The following is a 17,517-nucleotide window of genomic DNA, read 5'->3' as shown; positions in this document are numbered from 1 at the left end:
TCAGAAAGATATGGGATGAGTGTGCAAATTCTCGACATTTGATTCATAACCAAGCTCACAACCTGATAAAAGGAGAGGGAAAGTGATGCCGAAGTGATGAATTGTGTGTTATATTTTTGCACCTTACACGTATCGTAATTACGATCAGATAATAGAGGGATAATGGCTCTATGAGCGATTTAGCTAAAGAGATCACGCCCGTAAACATTGAAGATGAGCTTAGAGGTTCATATCTAGACTATGCGATGTCAGTCATCGTGGGTCGTGCTCTTCCAGATGTGCGTGATGGCCTAAAACCAGTACACCGCCGCGTTTTATTCGCGATGAACGTACTAGGCAACGATTGGAACAAACCATATAAAAAATCAGCCCGTGTTGTCGGCGACGTAATCGGTAAATATCACCCACACGGTGATAGTGCTGTGTACGACACAATCGTACGTATGGCTCAACCGTTCTCGCTTCGTTACATGCTGGTCGATGGTCAAGGTAACTTTGGCTCTATCGATGGCGACTCTGCTGCGGCAATGCGTTACACCGAAGTTCGAATGGCAAAAATTGCCCACGAACTATTGGCTGACCTAGACAAAGAGACCGTAGACTACGTACCAAACTACGACGGTACTGAGCAGATCCCTGCGGTTCTTCCAACTAAAATTCCAAACCTATTGGTTAACGGTGCTTCTGGTATCGCAGTAGGTATGGCAACCAACATCCCGCCTCATAACCTTGGCGAAGTGATCGATGGCTGTCTTGCATACATCAATAATGAAGAAATCACTATTGATGAACTAATGGATTACATTCCTGGTCCTGATTTCCCAACGGCGGCGCTGATCAGCGGTCGTAAAGGCATTGTAGACGCGTACAAAACAGGTCGCGGCAAAATCTACATGCGTTCGAAAGCGGACATCGAAGTGGAGAAGAATGGTAAAGAAACCATCATCGTCACTGAGATCCCATACCAGGTAAACAAAGCTCGCTTGATCGAAAAAATCGCTGAGCTAGTTAAAGTTAAGAAAGTTGAAGGCATCAGTGCACTGCGCGACGAGTCAGATAAAGACGGTATGCGTATTGTTATTGAATGTAAGCGCGACGCTGTGGGCGAAGTGGTTCTAAACAACCTATACGCTCAGACTCAGTTGCAAACCACTTTCGGTATCAACATGGTGGCCCTAAACAATGGCCAACCACAGCTATTCAACCTGAAAGATATGTTGAAGTGCTTCGTTGATCACCGTCGTGAAGTTGTGACTCGTCGTACTATTTTCGAACTACGTAAAGCGCGTGAACGTGCCCACATCCTTGAAGGTTTAGCGCTAGCGCTTGCCAACATTGATGAAATCATTGAGCTTATCCGTAAGGCGCCAACACCGGCTGAAGCAAAAGCTGGCCTTATCGCTCGTGGTTGGGATTTAGGCAACGTTTCAGCAATGCTAGAGCGTGCTGGTACAGATGCTGCACGCCCTGAATGGCTAGAGCCTGAATATGGTATTCGTGATGGTCAGTACTTCCTGACTGAGCAACAAGCACAAGCTATCCTAGATCTACGTTTACATAAACTAACAGGTCTAGAACACGAGAAGATTCTTGGCGAATACAAAACACTTCTAGAAGAAATCGCTGAACTCATGCATATCCTTGCGAGCACTGAGCGTTTGATGGAAGTGATCCGCGAAGAACTTGAAGCGGTTCGTGATGGCTTTGGTGATGCTCGTCGTACAGAAATCACAGCTGCGAGCCATGATATCGACATGGAAGAGCTGATCGCGCGTGAAGACGTTGTGGTTACTCTATCGCATGGTGGTTACGTTAAGTACCAAGTACTGAGCGACTACGAGTCACAGCGCCGTGGTGGTAAAGGTAAGAGTGCGACCAAGATGAAAGATGAAGACCACATTGAGCGTCTTCTAGTGGCGAATACCCACGATAACATCTTGTGTTTCTCTACTCGCGGTAAAACATACCGTCTGAAAGTTTACCAATTGCCTCTAGCGAGCCGCACTGCTCGTGGTAAGCCAATTGTGAACATCCTTCCACTAGAAGAAGGTGAGCGCATTACCGCGATTCTGCGTGTTGATGAATTCTCTGAAGACAAATTCATCTTCATGGCAACAGGTGACGGTACGGTTAAGAAAACGCCGTTGAACCAATTTGCAAATGTTCGTTCAAATGGCCTGATTGCGGTAAACCTACGTGAAGACGATTCGTTAATCGGTGTGGATATCACTAACGGCGAAAACGAAATCATGCTGTTCTCTAAAGCGGGTAAAGTGGTTCGCTTTAAAGAAGCAGAAGAAATTCCAGTACTTGACGAAAATGGTAAGCCAGTTCTTGATGAGAATGGTCAGCCAGAGATCAAGTTTAAAGGTGTTCGTCCTATGGGTCGTACTGCCTCTGGTGTTCGTGGTATGAAACTGGCTGAAAATGACCAAGTTGTATCACTTATCGTTCCTTCGCACGAAGGCGACATCCTAACGGTTACAGAAAACGGTTATGGTAAACGTACAGCGCTGAGCGAGTACCCGACAAAAGGTCGAGGCACTCAAGGTGTCGTTTCTATCAAAGTTTCTGAGCGAAACGGCCCGGTAGTTGGTGCTATCCAGGTTGTTGAAGGTGATGAAATGATGATGATCACCGACGCTGGTACACTAGTACGTACTCGTGTGGGTGAAGTTAGCCAGGTTGGTCGTAACACGCAAGGTGTAACGCTTATCCGTACTGCGGAAGACGAATCTGTTGTTGGTTTGCAACGTATTGAAGAAGTTGATGACGAAGAGCTGCCTGCTGGTGAAGAAGCAGAAGCGTTAGAGTCAACAGACGAAAATACGCAGCAAGATACTCCAGAAGCGCCAGCCGCTGATGATGCAGAGGAAGGTAACGAAGAGTAATCTTTCGTTACTATTCTAATGTAAAAAGCCGAGCCTCAGTTGCTCGGCTTTTTTGTACCTGTATCAACGCAATACAAGCATTAAACCAGTACACTAATACTCAGTTTGTCTAGGGAGCGCGTTATGTCTGTTTGGTTTTTCATTGCCATCACTTTGATGGGATTATTCGTCGTCGTATTATCGCTCAGCGCTTCAAGAGTAAGAGCGGCACAATGGTTCGGTTTTTGTGCTTTGGTACTAGTGTTAACCAGCGTTAGCTTCTTATTGTTGCGTCAATCTCCTCCACAACCTATTCAAGCTGAAGTCTCTCGAATGATGACTGCTCGCGATATCATGCAGGAAATTCAAGACCAATTACGTGAAGACCCAAACAATGCCGAATTGTGGTTTCAGTTAGGGCAGGGCTACCTGCTAGAGGGAGAACTGGATGGCGCACTGATTTGTTTTGATTACGCCATCCAACTAACTGAGCCAGTCGGTGCCACGCAACTTGCTGCGAAAGCAACGACCTTATACTACATTCACCAGCAATCAATGACGCAAGAAGTCAGTTTGCTTCTAGAACAAGCTTTGCAGATAGAACCGCATAATGAAGCGGCTTTGTCGTTGATTGCCAATGATCATTTTCTGTCATTCCGCTTTCAGGAAGCCATTGATACTTGGGTGCTATTACTCGACTCGAACGATCCAAGCTTAGATCGAGTACAAATTATTAACTCGATCAATAAAGCGAAAGAGCTGTTGTAGGCGTAGACTCTAATAAGTAGTAGAAGAAAGGTGGGGGACGAATGAAGAATAAAGCGTTCGGAATATTTGTGGTGCTGTGCGGCTCCGTGTTAGTGGGTTGTAGCTCTTCCGAACATTCTGGCACCTCATCTACGGTTTATTACTCTTCCGGTTATTACGACCCTTGGTGGTACGATCATGACGACTACTGGATTTATTACTATCCGGGTTGTTGCGACAACGACGATGAATACAAAGAGAAACTAGAAGAGTGGTGGAATGGCTTGGATGAAGAGCAACAGCAATCCATCAAAGACAAAGTCGAAGATTGGAAAGACGATGATATGTCCGCCAACATCGATAACATGAAGCGACAGCTTGACGATCATTGGCAATCGCTGCCTGACGAGCAAAAGCAGGAGATTCAAACCAAGTGGGAGAACCGCCCCGAGCGCATCGAGCCTACGGCTTTACAAGACAAAGCCGTGGCAGAAAAGCTTCAACAAAGAAAAGCATTGCCGGAAACGAAGATCCAACGCCCAGTTACACGCCCAAATGTGCAGATGCCTAAAACACGTCCACATATTCAGCCTAGGCCGAGACTTCCTCGTCGCTAATCTGTTTTCCTCTGCCTTCTATCAAACAAAAAGGGCGCAACGTGCGCCCTTCGTTTTATCCATTTAACCTAGTGTAATCGATACTGATCAGTACGTTGCTTCGCGCTCAGCAGCTGCTTTATCCCATTCTGGTGCCACCGTTTCTAGGAAGTGTTTCTTGTCTGCGTTCATCTTTTCCATATCCATACCTAGTGCTTGTTGCGCTTTTGCTTTGGTCGAGATATCTGGAATTTGAACTGGGTCAGTAATACCTTTTGTTGCCAGTAAACGAACTAACTTAGTACGAGCGTCAGCAGCGCGATCAACTGCGGTACCGAGTACTTCAAGTGCTACCTCAGGAGCATGCATGTGAACACCGTGAGAAGCAATCGCGTAGTCCCAACGCCATTGTGCATGGCGAATATCTTGTAGGATAGGTTGCATCTCTTCTTCTGTTGCCCCTGCTTCCCATGCTGCACCAGCTTCAAAGTGCGCTGCCACAATTTGCTTCTCGGCGGTTAGCTTCATGTTTAGTACTTGCGCTTTGCGAGTCGAAACGATGCCTTGTAGCTGCTCTTTGGTTTGAGTATGGCATTGCGCACAGGTGTCTTCAAAACGATCAAACGGGTTACCCACTTTGTGGTCAGTGTATACCGTACCGTCTTCTTTGGTTACTTTAGGCATGTGACAGTCCACACACACCACTTTGTTTTTGCCATGAATACCCGCTCTCCAAGTTTCGAAACCTGGGTGTTGCGCCTTAAGCATTGGTGCTTTAGAAACGGCGTGCGTCCAATCTTTAAAGTTCAACGCGTCGTAGTATTTCTCCATATCAGCGACGTTGGTCCCCATGTCCCATGGGAATTTGACTGCTTTAGTCGGACCTGTGAAGTAGTACTCGACATGACATTGAGCGCAGACTGACGCTTGTTTATCTAAGCGAGATTGTTGGTCAAAATTTTTGCCGATGGTGTCAAAAGCACGCTCGACGTATGGGCGAGTCAGTGCCAGTGCGGGTTCGCCTTTCTTGAAGGCTTCAGAACCCGTATTGTGACAGTCGGAACAACCGATAGGGTTGACGATTTCTGAGCCCAAGCGCGCCCATTTACCTTCAAAATAGCCGTCTTCACCGCGCTCTTCAATTACGCGGGCGACATCTGGGCTTTTACAACTCCAACAAGCCATCGGCATTGGCCCGGAGTTTTCGTCTGCTGGTGCGCCAGTTCTGAGGGTTTGCCTCACATCATCAAGCGCGTAAAAGTGACCGCGCGCTTTGTTGTAGTCTTTAGCAAAACCATAACCAGCCCACAAGATCACCATGTTTGGGTCTTCACTTAAGGCATCTTCAATATGCTCGCTTTCCGATGTGGCTTTCCAAGAGTGATATTGGTCAGGATGGTTTTGTTCAAAGGTATCATTGCGAGGCTCTATGAGACCAGTATCCTCTGCCGCCAAAGGAGCACCAACCAAAAATAATTGGCTGGCGAATAAGGTCGCAACCGCGATAGGTGCGCTCATCCAGTGTTTTATGCTCACGGTGTTATCTCCATATTCGTTTTTATTAGCAGCGTTGTGAGGAGCTATTCCAAATAAGAATCGGAGATCTATCGTTAATATTAATAGTGAATTGAATAGATGAAATAGTGACCGAAATTGGCCTTGTTTTAGATCAATTTATGCTAGTGATCTTAATCATGTTTAAGTTCATATACCCCTAAAGTGGTATGTTGTAATCCCCTTTAATCACAGCGTGTTATGGGTATAACCATTCTAAAAATAAGGTGATTAAGGTCGCTTTTTGAACATGTGATTCTACCTCTTAGGAATTATAGAGGTATTATAAATACAGGTTTAGCGTTGTGGCTTTCCAAAATAAGAATTGATGTCATTTGAAGGTGTAAAAATATCTTCAGAGGAAATTAATTGTTGCTCAAATAATAGTTGATAAGAGTTATCAATTATTATCGAGCTAAGGAAAGAAAAATATGGGCAATATAAAATTGACCATAGAGACAATGCTGAAATTTCTCTTCATCTTTGCCATCTATGGTTTTTTCACCGCCGCCCATGCGACTTCTTCAGAGCCAGTTGAAGGTGCTCAAGCTGAGCGTCATCAAGTCGAGTTGATCCGTGACCGAGACTATAAATGTCTTCAATGTCATAAGGATGCTAAAGATACTCTGAATCTATCGCATGATTCGCAAGCGTTATTGAGTCAAGGTAAGCAGCTCAATTGCACTAACTGTCACAGCAACATCGGCCCTGATCACCGTGAAGGTGCACCCGATGTGATTAAGTTTTCTGCTGCGCAATCGAAAGCGGTGCACGACAAAGTGTCCCTTGACCCAAGCTTGATTCTCAAAGCTAATAGCCAGTGTGTGGATTGTCACGCGCCACTTAAGTTAAGAGAAAAGCATTGGACGCACGATGTGCACGCCAAGAATCTCAGTTGTTCAAATTGCCACGATGTACACGCAGCGAAAACCAAAGCGTTGTCGTACGACAGAAAACAACTGATCAAGCAGTGTGTGGATTGTCACTCTGAATTTGCCGTCGAACCTGAACTTGCCAAAGAAGAGGAGAGATAGCATGAAATGTTCGAGAAGAAACTTTTTAGCCGGCAGCGGCGCGTTGATTTTAACTACAGGCGTTGCAGGCACTTCCGTTGTTAGCTCCTCTCTTTATGCCAGCAACAGTGAACAGGCGAAGCGCATGGGTATGGTTCATGATGAAAATGCCTGTATTGGCTGTACCGCCTGTACTGATGCTTGTCGCGAAGTAAATAAAGTCCCTGAAGGCGTAACGCGACTTAAAATTCATCGCAGTGAACCGATTGGCGAATACCCAGATGTGGAATACCAGTTTACTCGCGAATCCTGTCAGCACTGTGATAACCCTCCATGTGTATACGTTTGTCCAACAGGCGCTGCATACAAAGATGAAGCGACCGGCATCGTGGATGTGCACAAAGAGAAATGTGTCGGATGTGGTTATTGCCTTGCTGCTTGTCCTTATCAAGTGCGCTTCTTTAATCCAGTCGATCACTCTGCGGATAAATGTAACTTCTGCCGTGATACCAACCTAGCGCAAGGTAAGCAGCCAGCTTGCGTGGAATCTTGCCCAACAAAAGCTCTCATTTTTGGTGATTTGAATGACCCAACTAGTGAGGTGAGCAAAGCCATTGAAAGCCATGTTGTCTATCGCGATAAATCGCATTTAGGTACGCAGCCTAAACTGTACAAAATTCCGCATAGCAAAGGGGAGGTGTCATCATGAACGGCTTCGAAAGTGCATTCCACTTTGACTCGTTAGTCTGGGATTGGATTATTGCGATTTACTTATTCCTCGCAGGGATGTCAGCAGGTGCGGTGATGATTTCTATCTATTTAAAACGCAAAGTGATTGAAGGTGATCCCGCAAACAATGGCATTATAAAAGCAATGGCTTGGCTAGCGCCATTTGGCATTATTTCTGGCTTAGTGATTTTGATTTTCCACTTAACTAAACCGCTTGAGTTTTGGAAGATCATGATTTACTACAACCCGACTTCCGTGATGTCGATGGGCGTGATCTTGTTCCAAGTGTACATGCTAGTGCTGTTTGTTTGGATCGGCGTTATCTTCCGCCATCAAATCATCAGCTTCTGTGAAGGGAAGTTACCAAGCAAACTGCTGGATTTTGCTGATGGCATTTTGATTAAGGCGGGGAAAGCCAACAACGCAATTGAATTATTCTTGGGCTTCTTAGCCATCGTGCTTGCGGCATACACCGGCTTTTTATTGTCTGCATTGAAGACTTACCCAATGCTAAACAATCCAGTACTGCCAATCTTATTCCTATTCTCTAGTTTGTCATCTGGCGCAGCAGCATGTTTGATGTTCGGCATCTTGGTGTTTAAAGAGTCGACCAGCAGCCCTAGTGTGTCTTGGGTGCACGGATTTGAACGCCCAGTGGTATTGTTTGAGCTGTTTGTCTTAGTAACATTCTTTACTGGGCTTATCTTTAGTGGCGGGCAAAATGAAGCCGCGGCTTGGAATGCCATTTCGAGTGGATTCTGGGCTCAGTGGTTCTGGGTTGGGGTGGTGCTCATCGGCATGATAACGCCTTTGACTCTTAATTGGTTGACGCCTTCTGAAGTTCGTCATAGGAGAAGTTACGTTTTTGCGGTCACAACGTTGAGTTTGGTTGGCGTACTCATGCTGCGTACTTTCATTCTCTATGCTGGTCAAATGACCATCGTGTAAGGAGGCAAAATGGAGGCTGAGCTCGGTTTCTTTTTGTTGATATTGGTGGCTGTCGCATCGACATGTGCGACGCTGCTGCATTGGGTTTGCTTTACGCTGAGTAAGAAGGGAGTGTTGCCACACCAAACCGCAACGTCTCATATTATCAGCTTAGCCTCCTTAGTTTGTTTGGCGCTTTTGATAGTCTGTTTTATTCAGGATAATTTTGCGCTTGAGTATGTGGTTACACACTCGAACAGCCAGTTACCTATCGCGTTTAAGATTGCAGCTGCTTGGGGCGGCCATCAAGGGTCTATGTTGTTTTGGGTGGTTACGTTGAGCTTATGGGCCTCTTTTATTGCTATCAAGTCGCCAGTTTGCACTCAATATACAGGCGATTGCTTGGGTATCATGAACTTACTTATTGCTATGTTCGCTTGGTTTACCCTCACCACGTCCAATCCTTTTGAGTATGCTCAGACGCTAGCGTTGGAGGGACGAGATCTCAATCCGATGTTGCAAGATATCGGGCTTATTATTCATCCACCGCTGTTGTATTTGGGTTACGTTGGTTATGCCGCGATACTGGCGTTCGCTTTAGCTGCGTTATTAGCGAAGCGACCTATAAATGAATGGTATGGTGTTGCCCGTAGTGCCGCTTTCTTTGCTTGGGGTACGCTAACAATTGGAATTTTGATCGGTTCTTGGTGGGCATACAATGAATTAGGTTGGGGCGGGTGGTGGTTTTGGGACCCGGTAGAAAACGCGTCTTTGCTGCCTTGGTTAGTGGGTACCGCACTACTGCATAGCGGTGTGTTGTCGAAGCGTAATAAAGGAGCAATTTGGAGCACCTACGCATTGGCTTTTGCGACGTTCAGTTTGAGTATTCTCGGCACATTTGTGGTGAGATCGGGTGTATTAACCTCAGTACACGCGTTTGCGGTTGATCCAACCAAAGGTGTAGTACTTCTTGCTGTTCTCAGCGTTTTGGTGGTTGTCACTTTTGGTGTGCTCATTGTGCGAGGGCTACATATTCCTCGTTTTACGCTCGATTCGTTAATAAGTCGTGCCTACATGGTATACATCGCTATTGGACTTCTCGTTGTTTGTATGGCGATTGTTTTCCTCGGTACCTTTTACCCAATGCTCTATCAACTGCTTGGCTTGGGTAATATATCCGTTGGGGCACCTTACTTTAACAGCCTCGTTTTTCCCCTTACATTAGTTGCTCTGACCTTTCTCGCCTTTATGCCCGTGTTGAAGTGGACGAAAGGAGCCAGTCCTCATGCCGTTAAAACCATTGGGTTTGTCGGTATTCATGTTATTGCGGTTAGTACTATTTTCGTTTTTACTACAAAAGAGCTTCATATAACGACTTTGATTACTCTGGTATTAGCGACGTGGGTAGTGGTTTCTCATTTGCTTTTGCTGTTTTATGCAGAAAACAAGAGCAAATTAATGCCTATGCTTCTTGCTCATATTGGCTTTGCGTTGGCTGCAAGCGGAGCAGTATTTAATAGTGACTATTCGTATGAATACAACTTACGGGCAGAGCCTGGTAGCTCGTATCAAAAAGCGGGTATCACCGTTGATTATCATGGAATTGAATGGTTAGTTGGGCCGAACTACACCGCAGAACAGGGAAGTGTTGATCTTTATTTGGAGAGCGGTAAGGCGTTGAACTTTCAACCCGAGAAACGGCATTACCCTGTACGCGTGATGAATATGACCGAGCCCGCTATTCGATCACTATGGCATGGAGACTACTACATCACTTTGGGTGACAAGCTCGACAACAGCGCCTACGCAATTAAAGTGCAATATCGCGCGGGCATATGGTGGATATGGTTTGGTGGCGCTTTAATCGTAATAAGTTCTTTGGGGAGTATGATGAATCTAAGGGGAAAAGGTAATGAGATCGAAAAATACGCTTAAACTGATCGTTCTCATATTGCTAGTTGCGATTTTTTTTGTCACCGCGACAATGGCATTATCCGATAGACCAAACGTAGAAATACAACAAAATCGTATGTTATCTATCCCTGATTTTACCGCTTACTCACTCATTTCAGGCAATCGAATCACCGATGCAGTACTAGAAAATCAAGGTTATGTGCTATTGAATGTTTGGGCGTCTTGGTGTGGGGTTTGTAAACAAGAACATGATGATTTGCTCAACTTAGCTCGACAAGGTGTGCCCATCGTTGGTCTTAACTATCGAGATAAAGAGAGCGCGGCTAAACGCTATTTGAGCTCTTCACACAATCCATATACCGAAGTTATATCCGATCCTAATGGGCAACTGGCGGTTGAACTTGGTGTAATAGGAACGCCAGAAACTTACTTAATTGATCAAAATGGCAATGTTTTGATCAAATATAGAGGTAAGTTAACAATAGACAAATGGAACTCGTTATTTTCAGGGTATTTTAATGTCTCACTTTAAATATGCTTACTTCATTATTGTTTTGTTTTCTTTGTGTTCTTCTTGGGTCAAAGCAGAGCAAATTACGCAGCATGTTGATCTGTTTGAATTTCATTCCGTTGAACTGCAACAAAGAGCAAATGCATTAGCCAAGGCTTTACGATGCCCGCAATGTCAAAACCAAAACCTTGTTGAATCTAATGCACAAGCCGCTAAAGATTTAAGATTGAAAGTGTACTCGATGGTAAACGAAGGAAGCACGGATCAAGAGGTAAAAGATTATTTGGTTCAGAGATATGGGAATATCGTTTTGTATCAGCCACCATTTAATTATTCGACAGCGGCGTTGTGGATCTTTCCTCTATTACTTTTGATCTTTTTTATCCTATTTTCGATCAAAATGATAAAGCGTCAATAATGTGACCACTATTCCACTATGGGAAATAAATCGTGCAGATAACAAACAGAATGTTATCATTTTTCCGAATTTATGAAGATTCCAGTATAAAGAAAATCAACGATTTGAGCTGGAGAAGTAATAAAAGAACTAAGTAGGTGCACGCAGTGGATTCAGTTATATTACAGTTAAAAAAAGACTTTTATTCGCAGATTCGTGCATTGCAAACCTCGAAACTGCCTCAAGTTACATCGTCTCTTGCCGTATTAACCGAAGAAGAAATTCAAGAACTCGAAGCGGTATGGATAGAGCTTACGGTTTGGAAACGTAGCCAAACACATTAAATCATCACCCCTACATACAACTCATTATCAACCCCAGACAAAATTTGTCTGGGGTTTTTTATTGTAGTTTTTCAAAATTGTTATACTATAACAATTCGTCAGCGCGGGGAGTTGTTCTCTTTGGCTGTCTTTAGGGGATAACTGCTCTCAATTGTGATCTCTATATTGAAAAATGCGGTATCAATCCCCATAGTTGAAGAGCAATGAGTGAATCCCATGAATGCAATAACGAAAACGCATCAAGCGCATCAAGCAATAAATCGAGTGAGTATAGATATGGCGGAAGTACGTGCCAGAGTAGATTTTAAAGTCGGGGCTAAAAGTAATATCGATGCTGAAATCCTGTCTTTTCGTGGCCTGAAGACAGATAAAGAGCATGTGGCAGTTATCTTTAGGCAAGCGGATCAAACGCAAGAAACGCCTTTGGTGCGTATGCATTCAGAATGTCTTACTGGTGATGTTTTTCACTCATCCCGTTGTGATTGCGGCGAGCAATTAGAAGAAACCATTCAACGCATGGGCGAATCTGGCGGTATTATTTTATACCTACGTCAGGAAGGTCGTGGTATTGGTCTATACAACAAAATTGATGCGTACCGTTTGCAAAGCCAAGGTATGAACACCTATGAAGCAAACAACCATTTGGGTTTTGACGATGACCTGCGTGATTTCACTGAAGCAGCGCAAATGCTCGAAGCATTAGGTGTAAGTAAAATTCGCCTTGTGACCAACAACCCTAAGAAAATCCGTGAATTAGCAGAATACGGCATCGAGATTGTTGAGGTTGTCAATACCTCTGCACATATTAAAGATGGTAATGAAAGCTACCTAAAAGCAAAAGTTTCTCATGGTAAGCACAATCTAAAATTCTGATTTTATTTATTAAATTATCAGTTTTGCATGTTAAAAGCCTCACAATGATGAGGCTTTTTTTGTATCTAGAGTTGAAAATAAATTGTAAATTTGTATTATCTCGTGACTAATAGTGCAAATAAGAATAATTAGCACTACGAATAAAACAAATAAATTGCTCAACAAGGATGCTTCAGATGAATGCAAAAACAGTTTTAGTCCAATCTATTGCTGCATCACTCCTCATTGCCAGTGGTTCTACCGTTGCTGCCCAAGTAACGAAACAACAAGTCGTTGAACATTATGCAGACGTTGCACATGCAGTCTTTGCTGACTCAGTGACAACGGCGAAAACGCTCGACGTAAAAATCGACGAATTCCTAAAATCGCCATCAGCGGATAAGCTTGAAGAAGTAAAACAAGCGTGGCTAGACTCTCGCGTTCCGTACCAACAATCTGAAGTATTCCGTTTTGGTAACGCGATTGTTGATGACTGGGAAGGGCAGTTAAATGCATGGCCACTTGATGAAGGCCTAATTGACTACGTAGCGACAGATTACCAATATGAACTCGGTAACGAAGGCGCTGCTGCAAACATCATCGCAAACACCAGTTTACAGATTGGTGCTTCTAAACTAGACGTTTCAAACATTACTCCAGAATTGCTAGCGGATCTCAACGAAGTAGGTGGTTCTGAGGCAAACGTTGCGTCAGGTTACCACGCGATTGAATTCTTACTTTGGGGTCAAGACCTAAACGGCACAAACGCAGGCGCAGGTCAGCGCGCTTACACAGACTTCGTTGTCGGTTCTGAGTGTACGAATGGTCACTGTGACCGTCGTGGTGAGTACCTAAAAGCGGCAGCCGATCTACTGGTTCAAGACCTTGAATGGATGGAAAAACAGTGGTCTGCGGAAGTGAAAGGCAACTACCGTGAAACGTTTCTTAATGATTCTGCGGATAATGGCCTACGTAAAATGTTGTTCGGTATGGGTTCATTGTCTTTAGGTGAGCTTGCTGGTGAGCGTATGAAGGTGGCGTTGGAAGCAAACTCGACAGAAGATGAGCACGATTGTTTCTCAGACAATACGCACAACTCTCATTACTACAACGAGCAGGGCATCTATAACGTTTACACAGGTCTTTACAAGCGTGAAGACGGCACATTGCTTTCTGGTCCGAGTATTGCTGACCTAGTGACTCAAAAAGACAAACAAGCAGCTAAAGAGATCCAGAAGCAGTTTGATGTTACGCGTAATCAAGTTGGTAAATTGGTTACGTCTGCGGAGAAGAACAACCAACACTTCGACCAGTTAATTGCAGCGGGTAATGCACAAGGCAACACGTTAGTGAATGACACCATCATGTCATTGGTTGCTCAAACCGGTTCAATTGAACGTGCTGCGGGTATCATTGGTATTGATAGCCTAAGCCCTGATACTGCAGACCACGAGTTTTAATCAAAGTACAAAAAATAATTGAAAGGGCTCGTTTGAGCCCTTTACCGTTTTAACTCGCTGTTATCCCACCCCTCTTGTTGTGTTTTAGAGCAATGATATGAAGCCTTACTTAATTTCGGCCTTGGCCGTGATCTTTTCTTCTACTGCTATCGCGTATGATGTGAAATCTGGTGGACAAACGAGCGTCAAAAAAGAAGGCGCCAACGCGTATTCTCTTCCTGCCGCGAACCTTCCTATGAGTAAACGTCTTGATTTTAGCGTGGGTAATAGTTTTTTCCGCAACCCTTGGGTACAAGCGCCAGCGTCTACCGATGCCAGAGATGGTTTGGGACCTCTTTTCAATACAAATGGTTGTCAAAACTGCCACATCAAAGATGGTCGTGGTCATCCTCCTGAGCAAAAGGATTTGCATGCGGTGTCCATGTTAGTGCGTTTGAGCATCCCTGCGATGACGTCAGAACAAAAAACAGAGTACATCAGAGACGGCGTTATACCTGAGCCGACTTATGGCGGCCAGCTCCAAGACTTTGCCCTGCAAGATCAAACGCCAGAAGGAAAAATCGAAATCACGTACACCGATGTGCCAGTGAAGTTTAAAGACGGCACGACAGTGACACTAAGAAAACCTCATTTGAATATTACCGATCTAGGTTACGGCGATATGCACCCTGATACGGAATTTTCAGCGCGTGTTGCACCGCCAATGATCGGCCTTGGTTTGTTAGAGAGTATTCCTGACGAAACGCTACTGGCTTGGGTTGATGAACAAGATGCCAACAAAGATGGCATCTCAGGCAAAGTAAACAAGGTTTGGGAGATTGAGAAGGACGACTTCTCAATTGGTCGTTTTGGCTGGAAAGCCGGACAACCGACGTTAATGCAGCAAAATGCAGCAGCATTCAATGGTGATGTGGGGCTGACGAGCCATTTATTCCCCAATGAAAACTGTACCTCGAAACAAAGTATTTGTGACGACATGCCAAATGGCGGCAAACCAGAAGTGAGTGAAAATATTCTCGACTTCGTTGAGTTTTACAGCCAGCACTTAGCCGTACCTATTCGCCGAAATATGAACGATCCTAGCGTGAAACTCGGTCAGCAAATTTTTGCGGCTTCTGGCTGTGAAAGCTGCCATAAGACCAGTGTCAAAACGGCGAAGCGACCAGAGTTACCAGCGCTTTCTGAGCAGCTTATCCATCCATATACAGACATGCTTCTGCATGACATGGGGGAAGGTTTAGCCGATAACCGTCCTGAGTACTTAGCAAACGGCCGTGAATGGCGAACGGCACCCCTATGGGGCATTGGTTATACCGAAGAAGTAAACGGGCATACTTACTTCTTACATGATGGCCGCGCCCGTAACCTGATGGAAGCGGTGTTGTGGCACGGCGGCGAAGCGGAAACGGCCAAACAAAACGTGCTAGCACTGAACAAAAAAGAGCGTAATGCATTGATTGCGTTTCTGAATTCTCTATAAGGAAGCAACCATGAAAAAAACACTGTTAGTGAGTGCGATTGCCGCAACGTTAAGTTTGATTGGTTGCCAATCGACAGTCGGTTCGAGCTCTGCCAAGCCTGAGAGTACAAGTCATATTTCTCAAGCGGTCTATGAAGTTGAGTTTCAATCTGCGCAGACATTTTTAGCGCAAACCACAGAACTAGAACAAAGCTTCGCGGATTACTGCACATCAGAGACGAAAGATGATGCGCAATTAAAACAGCAATGGCACCAAACTATGCTGACGTGGATGGCATTACAAGGTCAAGAGCGTGGCCCTGCTACGGCGTTGGAGCAAAGTTGGAATATCCAGTTTTGGCCAGATAAAAAGAACACCACTGGCCGAAAAATGTCTGTGCTGACGAAATCTGACCAAGTTTGGAGTGCGGAAAAGATCTCCACGCAAAGTGTCACTGTGCAAGGTTTAGGTGCGCTCGAATGGCTGCTTTACGATAAAGCGTCGACCTTATCTAGCAACAGCAATACCTGTACGACAGGTGTTGCAATTGCTGAAAACCTAGAAAACAAAGCGCAGATCATCGCAGACTCTTGGGCACAAAATCCTTGGAAGTCGTTAGAGATGACGGAATGGAAATCTGAGTACATTTCGCTGCTCTCTAATCAGCTTGACTACAGCATGAAGAAGTTGAGTCGTCCATTAGCGAAGATTGGTAAGCCTCGCCCGTATTTTTCAGAATCGTGGCGTTCAGAGACCTCACTTTCAAACTTAAAAGCCAACCTTCAAGGGATGGAAGCGTTGTACTTTGCTAACGGAAATGGCCTAGATGCGCTACTAAGAGAGCAAGGCCATGCAGATCTCGCTGACCGTGTTGTTCACCAGTTTGAAATGGCGTTGGAAACATGGCCTGAAGATAAGAGTTTGTTCACGGCTTTACAAAGTAAAGAAGGCTACCGCATGGTACTCGCTCAATACAACAAGCTAGAGCAATTGAAGTACTTGATTCACGAAGAAGTGGCGATTGAGCTTGGCGTGGTTATAGGATTTAATGCAACCGATGGTGACTGATCAAACCCGCCGAACCTTACTGAAAGCCGCTCTCTTTGGTGCGGCCGCACCTATGATGCCATTTGGTTGTACTTCAACACGTTCACGTCAACCAGCGTTGATTGGCTGCTCAATCATCGGCCGAGATAAATACACAGCGGTAGTGGCCGATGAGCATGGTATGCCGCTATCTTCGTTGCCGATTCCTGAGCGTGGTCATGGTGTGGCGACCAACCCACAAGGTCACGCTGTGGTCTTTGGTCGTCGACCGGGTACTTTCTTCATGGTGTTTGATTATCGCTCTGAGCAGATGATCAAGCTGCAGCTAGCAGAACCGGATCGCCATTTCTATGGTCATGGTGTTTACTCCCATGACGGTATGTTGCTATTTGCTACAGAAGGGGAAAGGGGCACAAGCCGTGGGATCATCGGTGTTTATGATGTGCAAAAGCAATATCAAAAGATCGATGAGTTAACAGGTTTTGGCCTCGGCCCTCATGAAGTGATCATGATGCCTGATGGCGCATTAGCGATTGGCGTCGGTGGCGTACACACCAACGGCCGTGAACCGCTCAATCTAGATAGCATGAGACCAAGCCTGAGTTACCTTTCACAAGAAGGTGAGCTGTTGGGTCAAGTCTCTTTACCAGATCATAAGTTGAGCATCCGTCATTTAGCGCATGATGGTGCAGAGACGGTACTGTGTGGTCAGCAATATCGTGGAGAGCCGGATGAATACCCAGCTTTACTTGCGATGCACACTCGTGGAGGCGTGATGCAATCTTTGCATGCGGAACCCGAAGAGTGGGCGAGATTTAATCACTATGTCGCGAGTATCGCGGCGACGGATGAATGGATCCTTGCGACTTCTCCTCCAGGCAGTTGTTATGGGATATGGTCTAAATCTACAGGGAAATTGGTAGAACTAAGTGCGTTACCAGACGCCTCTGGTGTTGTGGTCTATGGCGATGAGTTCCGAGTCAGCTCTGGTGCTGGCAAAGTGGTTGAGCAAAGGCCAACGACACATAAAAGCGCTTCTTTTAGTGGTGTTCAATGGGATAACCATTGGTCAAAGATTGTTTGAACCCAAATAGAT

At 45.1% G+C, this 17,517-nt stretch carries 16 protein-coding genes; 15 read left to right on the top strand and 1 reads right to left on the bottom strand.

Annotated features, from left to right (window positions below):
- The first annotated feature begins 170 nt into the window (after positions 1-170).
- The 3 genes from gyrA (at position 171) to LIX84_RS05930 (ending at position 4,234) form a co-directional block, all read left to right on the top strand.
- Positions 171-2,891 (top strand): DNA topoisomerase (ATP-hydrolyzing) subunit A, encoded by a 2,721-nt coding sequence (gene gyrA / locus LIX84_RS05940; protein WP_226420894.1) that lies wholly within the window; start codon positions 171-173, stop codon positions 2,889-2,891.
- A 123-nt stretch (positions 2,892-3,014) separates the two neighbouring features.
- Positions 3,015-3,638: a TPR domain-containing protein gene (locus LIX84_RS05935; protein ID WP_226420893.1), complete on the top strand. Its 624-nt coding sequence runs from the start codon at positions 3,015-3,017 to the stop codon at positions 3,636-3,638.
- 41 nt (positions 3,639-3,679) lie between these two features.
- Positions 3,680-4,234, top strand: coding sequence for a hypothetical protein (locus LIX84_RS05930; RefSeq protein ID WP_104971905.1), 555 nt, complete (start codon positions 3,680-3,682; stop codon positions 4,232-4,234).
- An 87-nt stretch (positions 4,235-4,321) separates the two neighbouring features.
- Here LIX84_RS05930 and nrfA read toward each other — a convergent pair whose 3' ends face one another.
- The gene (gene nrfA, locus LIX84_RS05925; protein ID WP_152812101.1) at positions 4,322-5,731 is read right to left on the bottom strand and encodes an ammonia-forming nitrite reductase cytochrome c552 subunit; all 1,410 of its coding nucleotides are present in this window, start codon (positions 5,729-5,731) and stop codon (positions 4,322-4,324) included.
- Between the two features lie 467 nt (positions 5,732-6,198).
- Here nrfA and nrfB point away from each other — a divergent pair, with 467 nt between their 5' ends.
- The 12 genes from nrfB to LIX84_RS05865 all read left to right on the top strand — a co-directional run bounded on the left by nrfB (position 6,199) and on the right by LIX84_RS05865 (position 17,505).
- Positions 6,199-6,801 (top strand): cytochrome c nitrite reductase pentaheme subunit, encoded by a 603-nt coding sequence (gene nrfB / locus LIX84_RS05920; protein WP_226420892.1) that lies wholly within the window; start codon positions 6,199-6,201, stop codon positions 6,799-6,801.
- Position 6,802: 1 nt separating this feature from the next.
- The gene (gene nrfC, locus LIX84_RS05915; RefSeq protein WP_020196497.1) at positions 6,803-7,489 is read left to right on the top strand and encodes a cytochrome c nitrite reductase Fe-S protein; all 687 of its coding nucleotides are present in this window, start codon (positions 6,803-6,805) and stop codon (positions 7,487-7,489) included.
- Positions 7,486-8,457 carry a cytochrome c nitrite reductase subunit NrfD gene (gene nrfD / locus LIX84_RS05910; protein ID WP_226420891.1) on the top strand — a complete coding sequence of 324 codons (972 nt, stop codon included), beginning with the start codon at positions 7,486-7,488 and terminating at the stop codon, positions 8,455-8,457. The genes nrfC and nrfD overlap by 4 nt, the downstream gene beginning before the upstream one ends.
- A 9-nt stretch (positions 8,458-8,466) precedes the next feature.
- Positions 8,467-10,371, top strand: coding sequence for a heme lyase CcmF/NrfE family subunit (locus tag LIX84_RS05905; RefSeq protein ID WP_226420890.1), 1,905 nt, complete (start codon positions 8,467-8,469; stop codon positions 10,369-10,371).
- Positions 10,349-10,882 carry a DsbE family thiol:disulfide interchange protein gene (locus LIX84_RS05900; protein ID WP_041852916.1) on the top strand — a complete coding sequence of 178 codons (534 nt, stop codon included), beginning with the start codon at positions 10,349-10,351 and terminating at the stop codon, positions 10,880-10,882. The genes LIX84_RS05905 and LIX84_RS05900 overlap by 23 nt, the downstream gene beginning before the upstream one ends.
- A complete protein-coding gene (nrfF, locus tag LIX84_RS05895) occupies positions 10,869-11,279 on the top strand; it encodes a heme lyase NrfEFG subunit NrfF (RefSeq protein WP_005394762.1) in 411 nt (136 codons plus the stop codon). The genes LIX84_RS05900 and nrfF overlap by 14 nt, the downstream gene beginning before the upstream one ends.
- 146 nt (positions 11,280-11,425) lie before the next feature.
- The gene (locus tag LIX84_RS05890) at positions 11,426-11,602 is read left to right on the top strand and encodes a hypothetical protein (protein WP_005394761.1); all 177 of its coding nucleotides are present in this window, start codon (positions 11,426-11,428) and stop codon (positions 11,600-11,602) included.
- A 216-nt stretch (positions 11,603-11,818) separates the two neighbouring features.
- A complete protein-coding gene (locus tag LIX84_RS05885; RefSeq protein ID WP_005394759.1) occupies positions 11,819-12,475 on the top strand; it encodes a GTP cyclohydrolase II in 657 nt (218 codons plus the stop codon).
- Between the two features lie 176 nt (positions 12,476-12,651).
- Positions 12,652-13,914 (top strand): imelysin family protein, encoded by a 1,263-nt coding sequence (locus tag LIX84_RS05880; protein ID WP_226420889.1) that lies wholly within the window; start codon positions 12,652-12,654, stop codon positions 13,912-13,914.
- A gap of 97 nt (positions 13,915-14,011) precedes the next feature.
- A complete protein-coding gene (locus LIX84_RS05875; protein WP_226420888.1) occupies positions 14,012-15,394 on the top strand; it encodes a di-heme oxidoreductase family protein in 1,383 nt (460 codons plus the stop codon).
- A 10-nt stretch (positions 15,395-15,404) separates the two neighbouring features.
- A complete protein-coding gene (locus LIX84_RS05870; RefSeq protein WP_226420887.1) occupies positions 15,405-16,442 on the top strand; it encodes an imelysin family protein in 1,038 nt (345 codons plus the stop codon).
- On the top strand, positions 16,423-17,505 hold the full coding sequence (locus LIX84_RS05865; protein ID WP_226420886.1) for a DUF1513 domain-containing protein: 1,083 nt from the start codon (positions 16,423-16,425) through the stop codon (positions 17,503-17,505). Before LIX84_RS05870 ends, LIX84_RS05865 begins: the two co-directional genes overlap by 20 nt.
- Positions 17,506-17,517 lie beyond the last annotated feature (12 nt).

It is taken from the genome of Vibrio sp. E14 (genome assembly GCF_020515785.1).
GTDB classification, from domain to species: domain Bacteria; phylum Pseudomonadota; class Gammaproteobacteria; order Enterobacterales; family Vibrionaceae; genus Vibrio; species Vibrio diabolicus.
This window is presented reverse-complemented; position numbering and strand designations above follow the sequence as displayed.

Excerpts from the sequence above, each read along its gene's own strand:
- gyrA (WP_226420894.1), top strand. The coding sequence starts at position 171 with ATGAGCGATTTAGCTAAAGAGATCACGCCCGTAAACATTGAAGATGAG.
- LIX84_RS05935 (WP_226420893.1), top strand. The coding sequence starts at position 3,015 with ATGTCTGTTTGGTTTTTCATTGCCATCACTTTGATGGGATTATTCGTC.
- LIX84_RS05930 (WP_104971905.1), top strand. The coding sequence starts at position 3,680 with ATGAAGAATAAAGCGTTCGGAATATTTGTGGTGCTGTGCGGCTCCGTG.
- nrfA (WP_152812101.1), bottom strand. The coding sequence starts at position 5,731 with ATGAGCGCACCTATCGCGGTTGCGACCTTATTCGCCAGCCAATTATTT.
- nrfB (WP_226420892.1), top strand. The coding sequence starts at position 6,199 with ATGGGCAATATAAAATTGACCATAGAGACAATGCTGAAATTTCTCTTC.
- nrfC (WP_020196497.1), top strand. The coding sequence starts at position 6,803 with ATGAAATGTTCGAGAAGAAACTTTTTAGCCGGCAGCGGCGCGTTGATT.
- nrfD (WP_226420891.1), top strand. The coding sequence starts at position 7,486 with ATGAACGGCTTCGAAAGTGCATTCCACTTTGACTCGTTAGTCTGGGAT.
- LIX84_RS05905 (WP_226420890.1), top strand. The coding sequence starts at position 8,467 with ATGGAGGCTGAGCTCGGTTTCTTTTTGTTGATATTGGTGGCTGTCGCA.
- LIX84_RS05900 (WP_041852916.1), top strand. The coding sequence starts at position 10,349 with ATGAGATCGAAAAATACGCTTAAACTGATCGTTCTCATATTGCTAGTT.
- nrfF (WP_005394762.1), top strand. The coding sequence starts at position 10,869 with ATGTCTCACTTTAAATATGCTTACTTCATTATTGTTTTGTTTTCTTTG.
- LIX84_RS05885 (WP_005394759.1), top strand. The coding sequence starts at position 11,819 with ATGAATGCAATAACGAAAACGCATCAAGCGCATCAAGCAATAAATCGA.
- LIX84_RS05880 (WP_226420889.1), top strand. The coding sequence starts at position 12,652 with ATGAATGCAAAAACAGTTTTAGTCCAATCTATTGCTGCATCACTCCTC.
- LIX84_RS05875 (WP_226420888.1), top strand. The coding sequence starts at position 14,012 with ATGAAGCCTTACTTAATTTCGGCCTTGGCCGTGATCTTTTCTTCTACT.
- LIX84_RS05870 (WP_226420887.1), top strand. The coding sequence starts at position 15,405 with ATGAAAAAAACACTGTTAGTGAGTGCGATTGCCGCAACGTTAAGTTTG.
- LIX84_RS05865 (WP_226420886.1), top strand. The coding sequence starts at position 16,423 with ATGCAACCGATGGTGACTGATCAAACCCGCCGAACCTTACTGAAAGCC.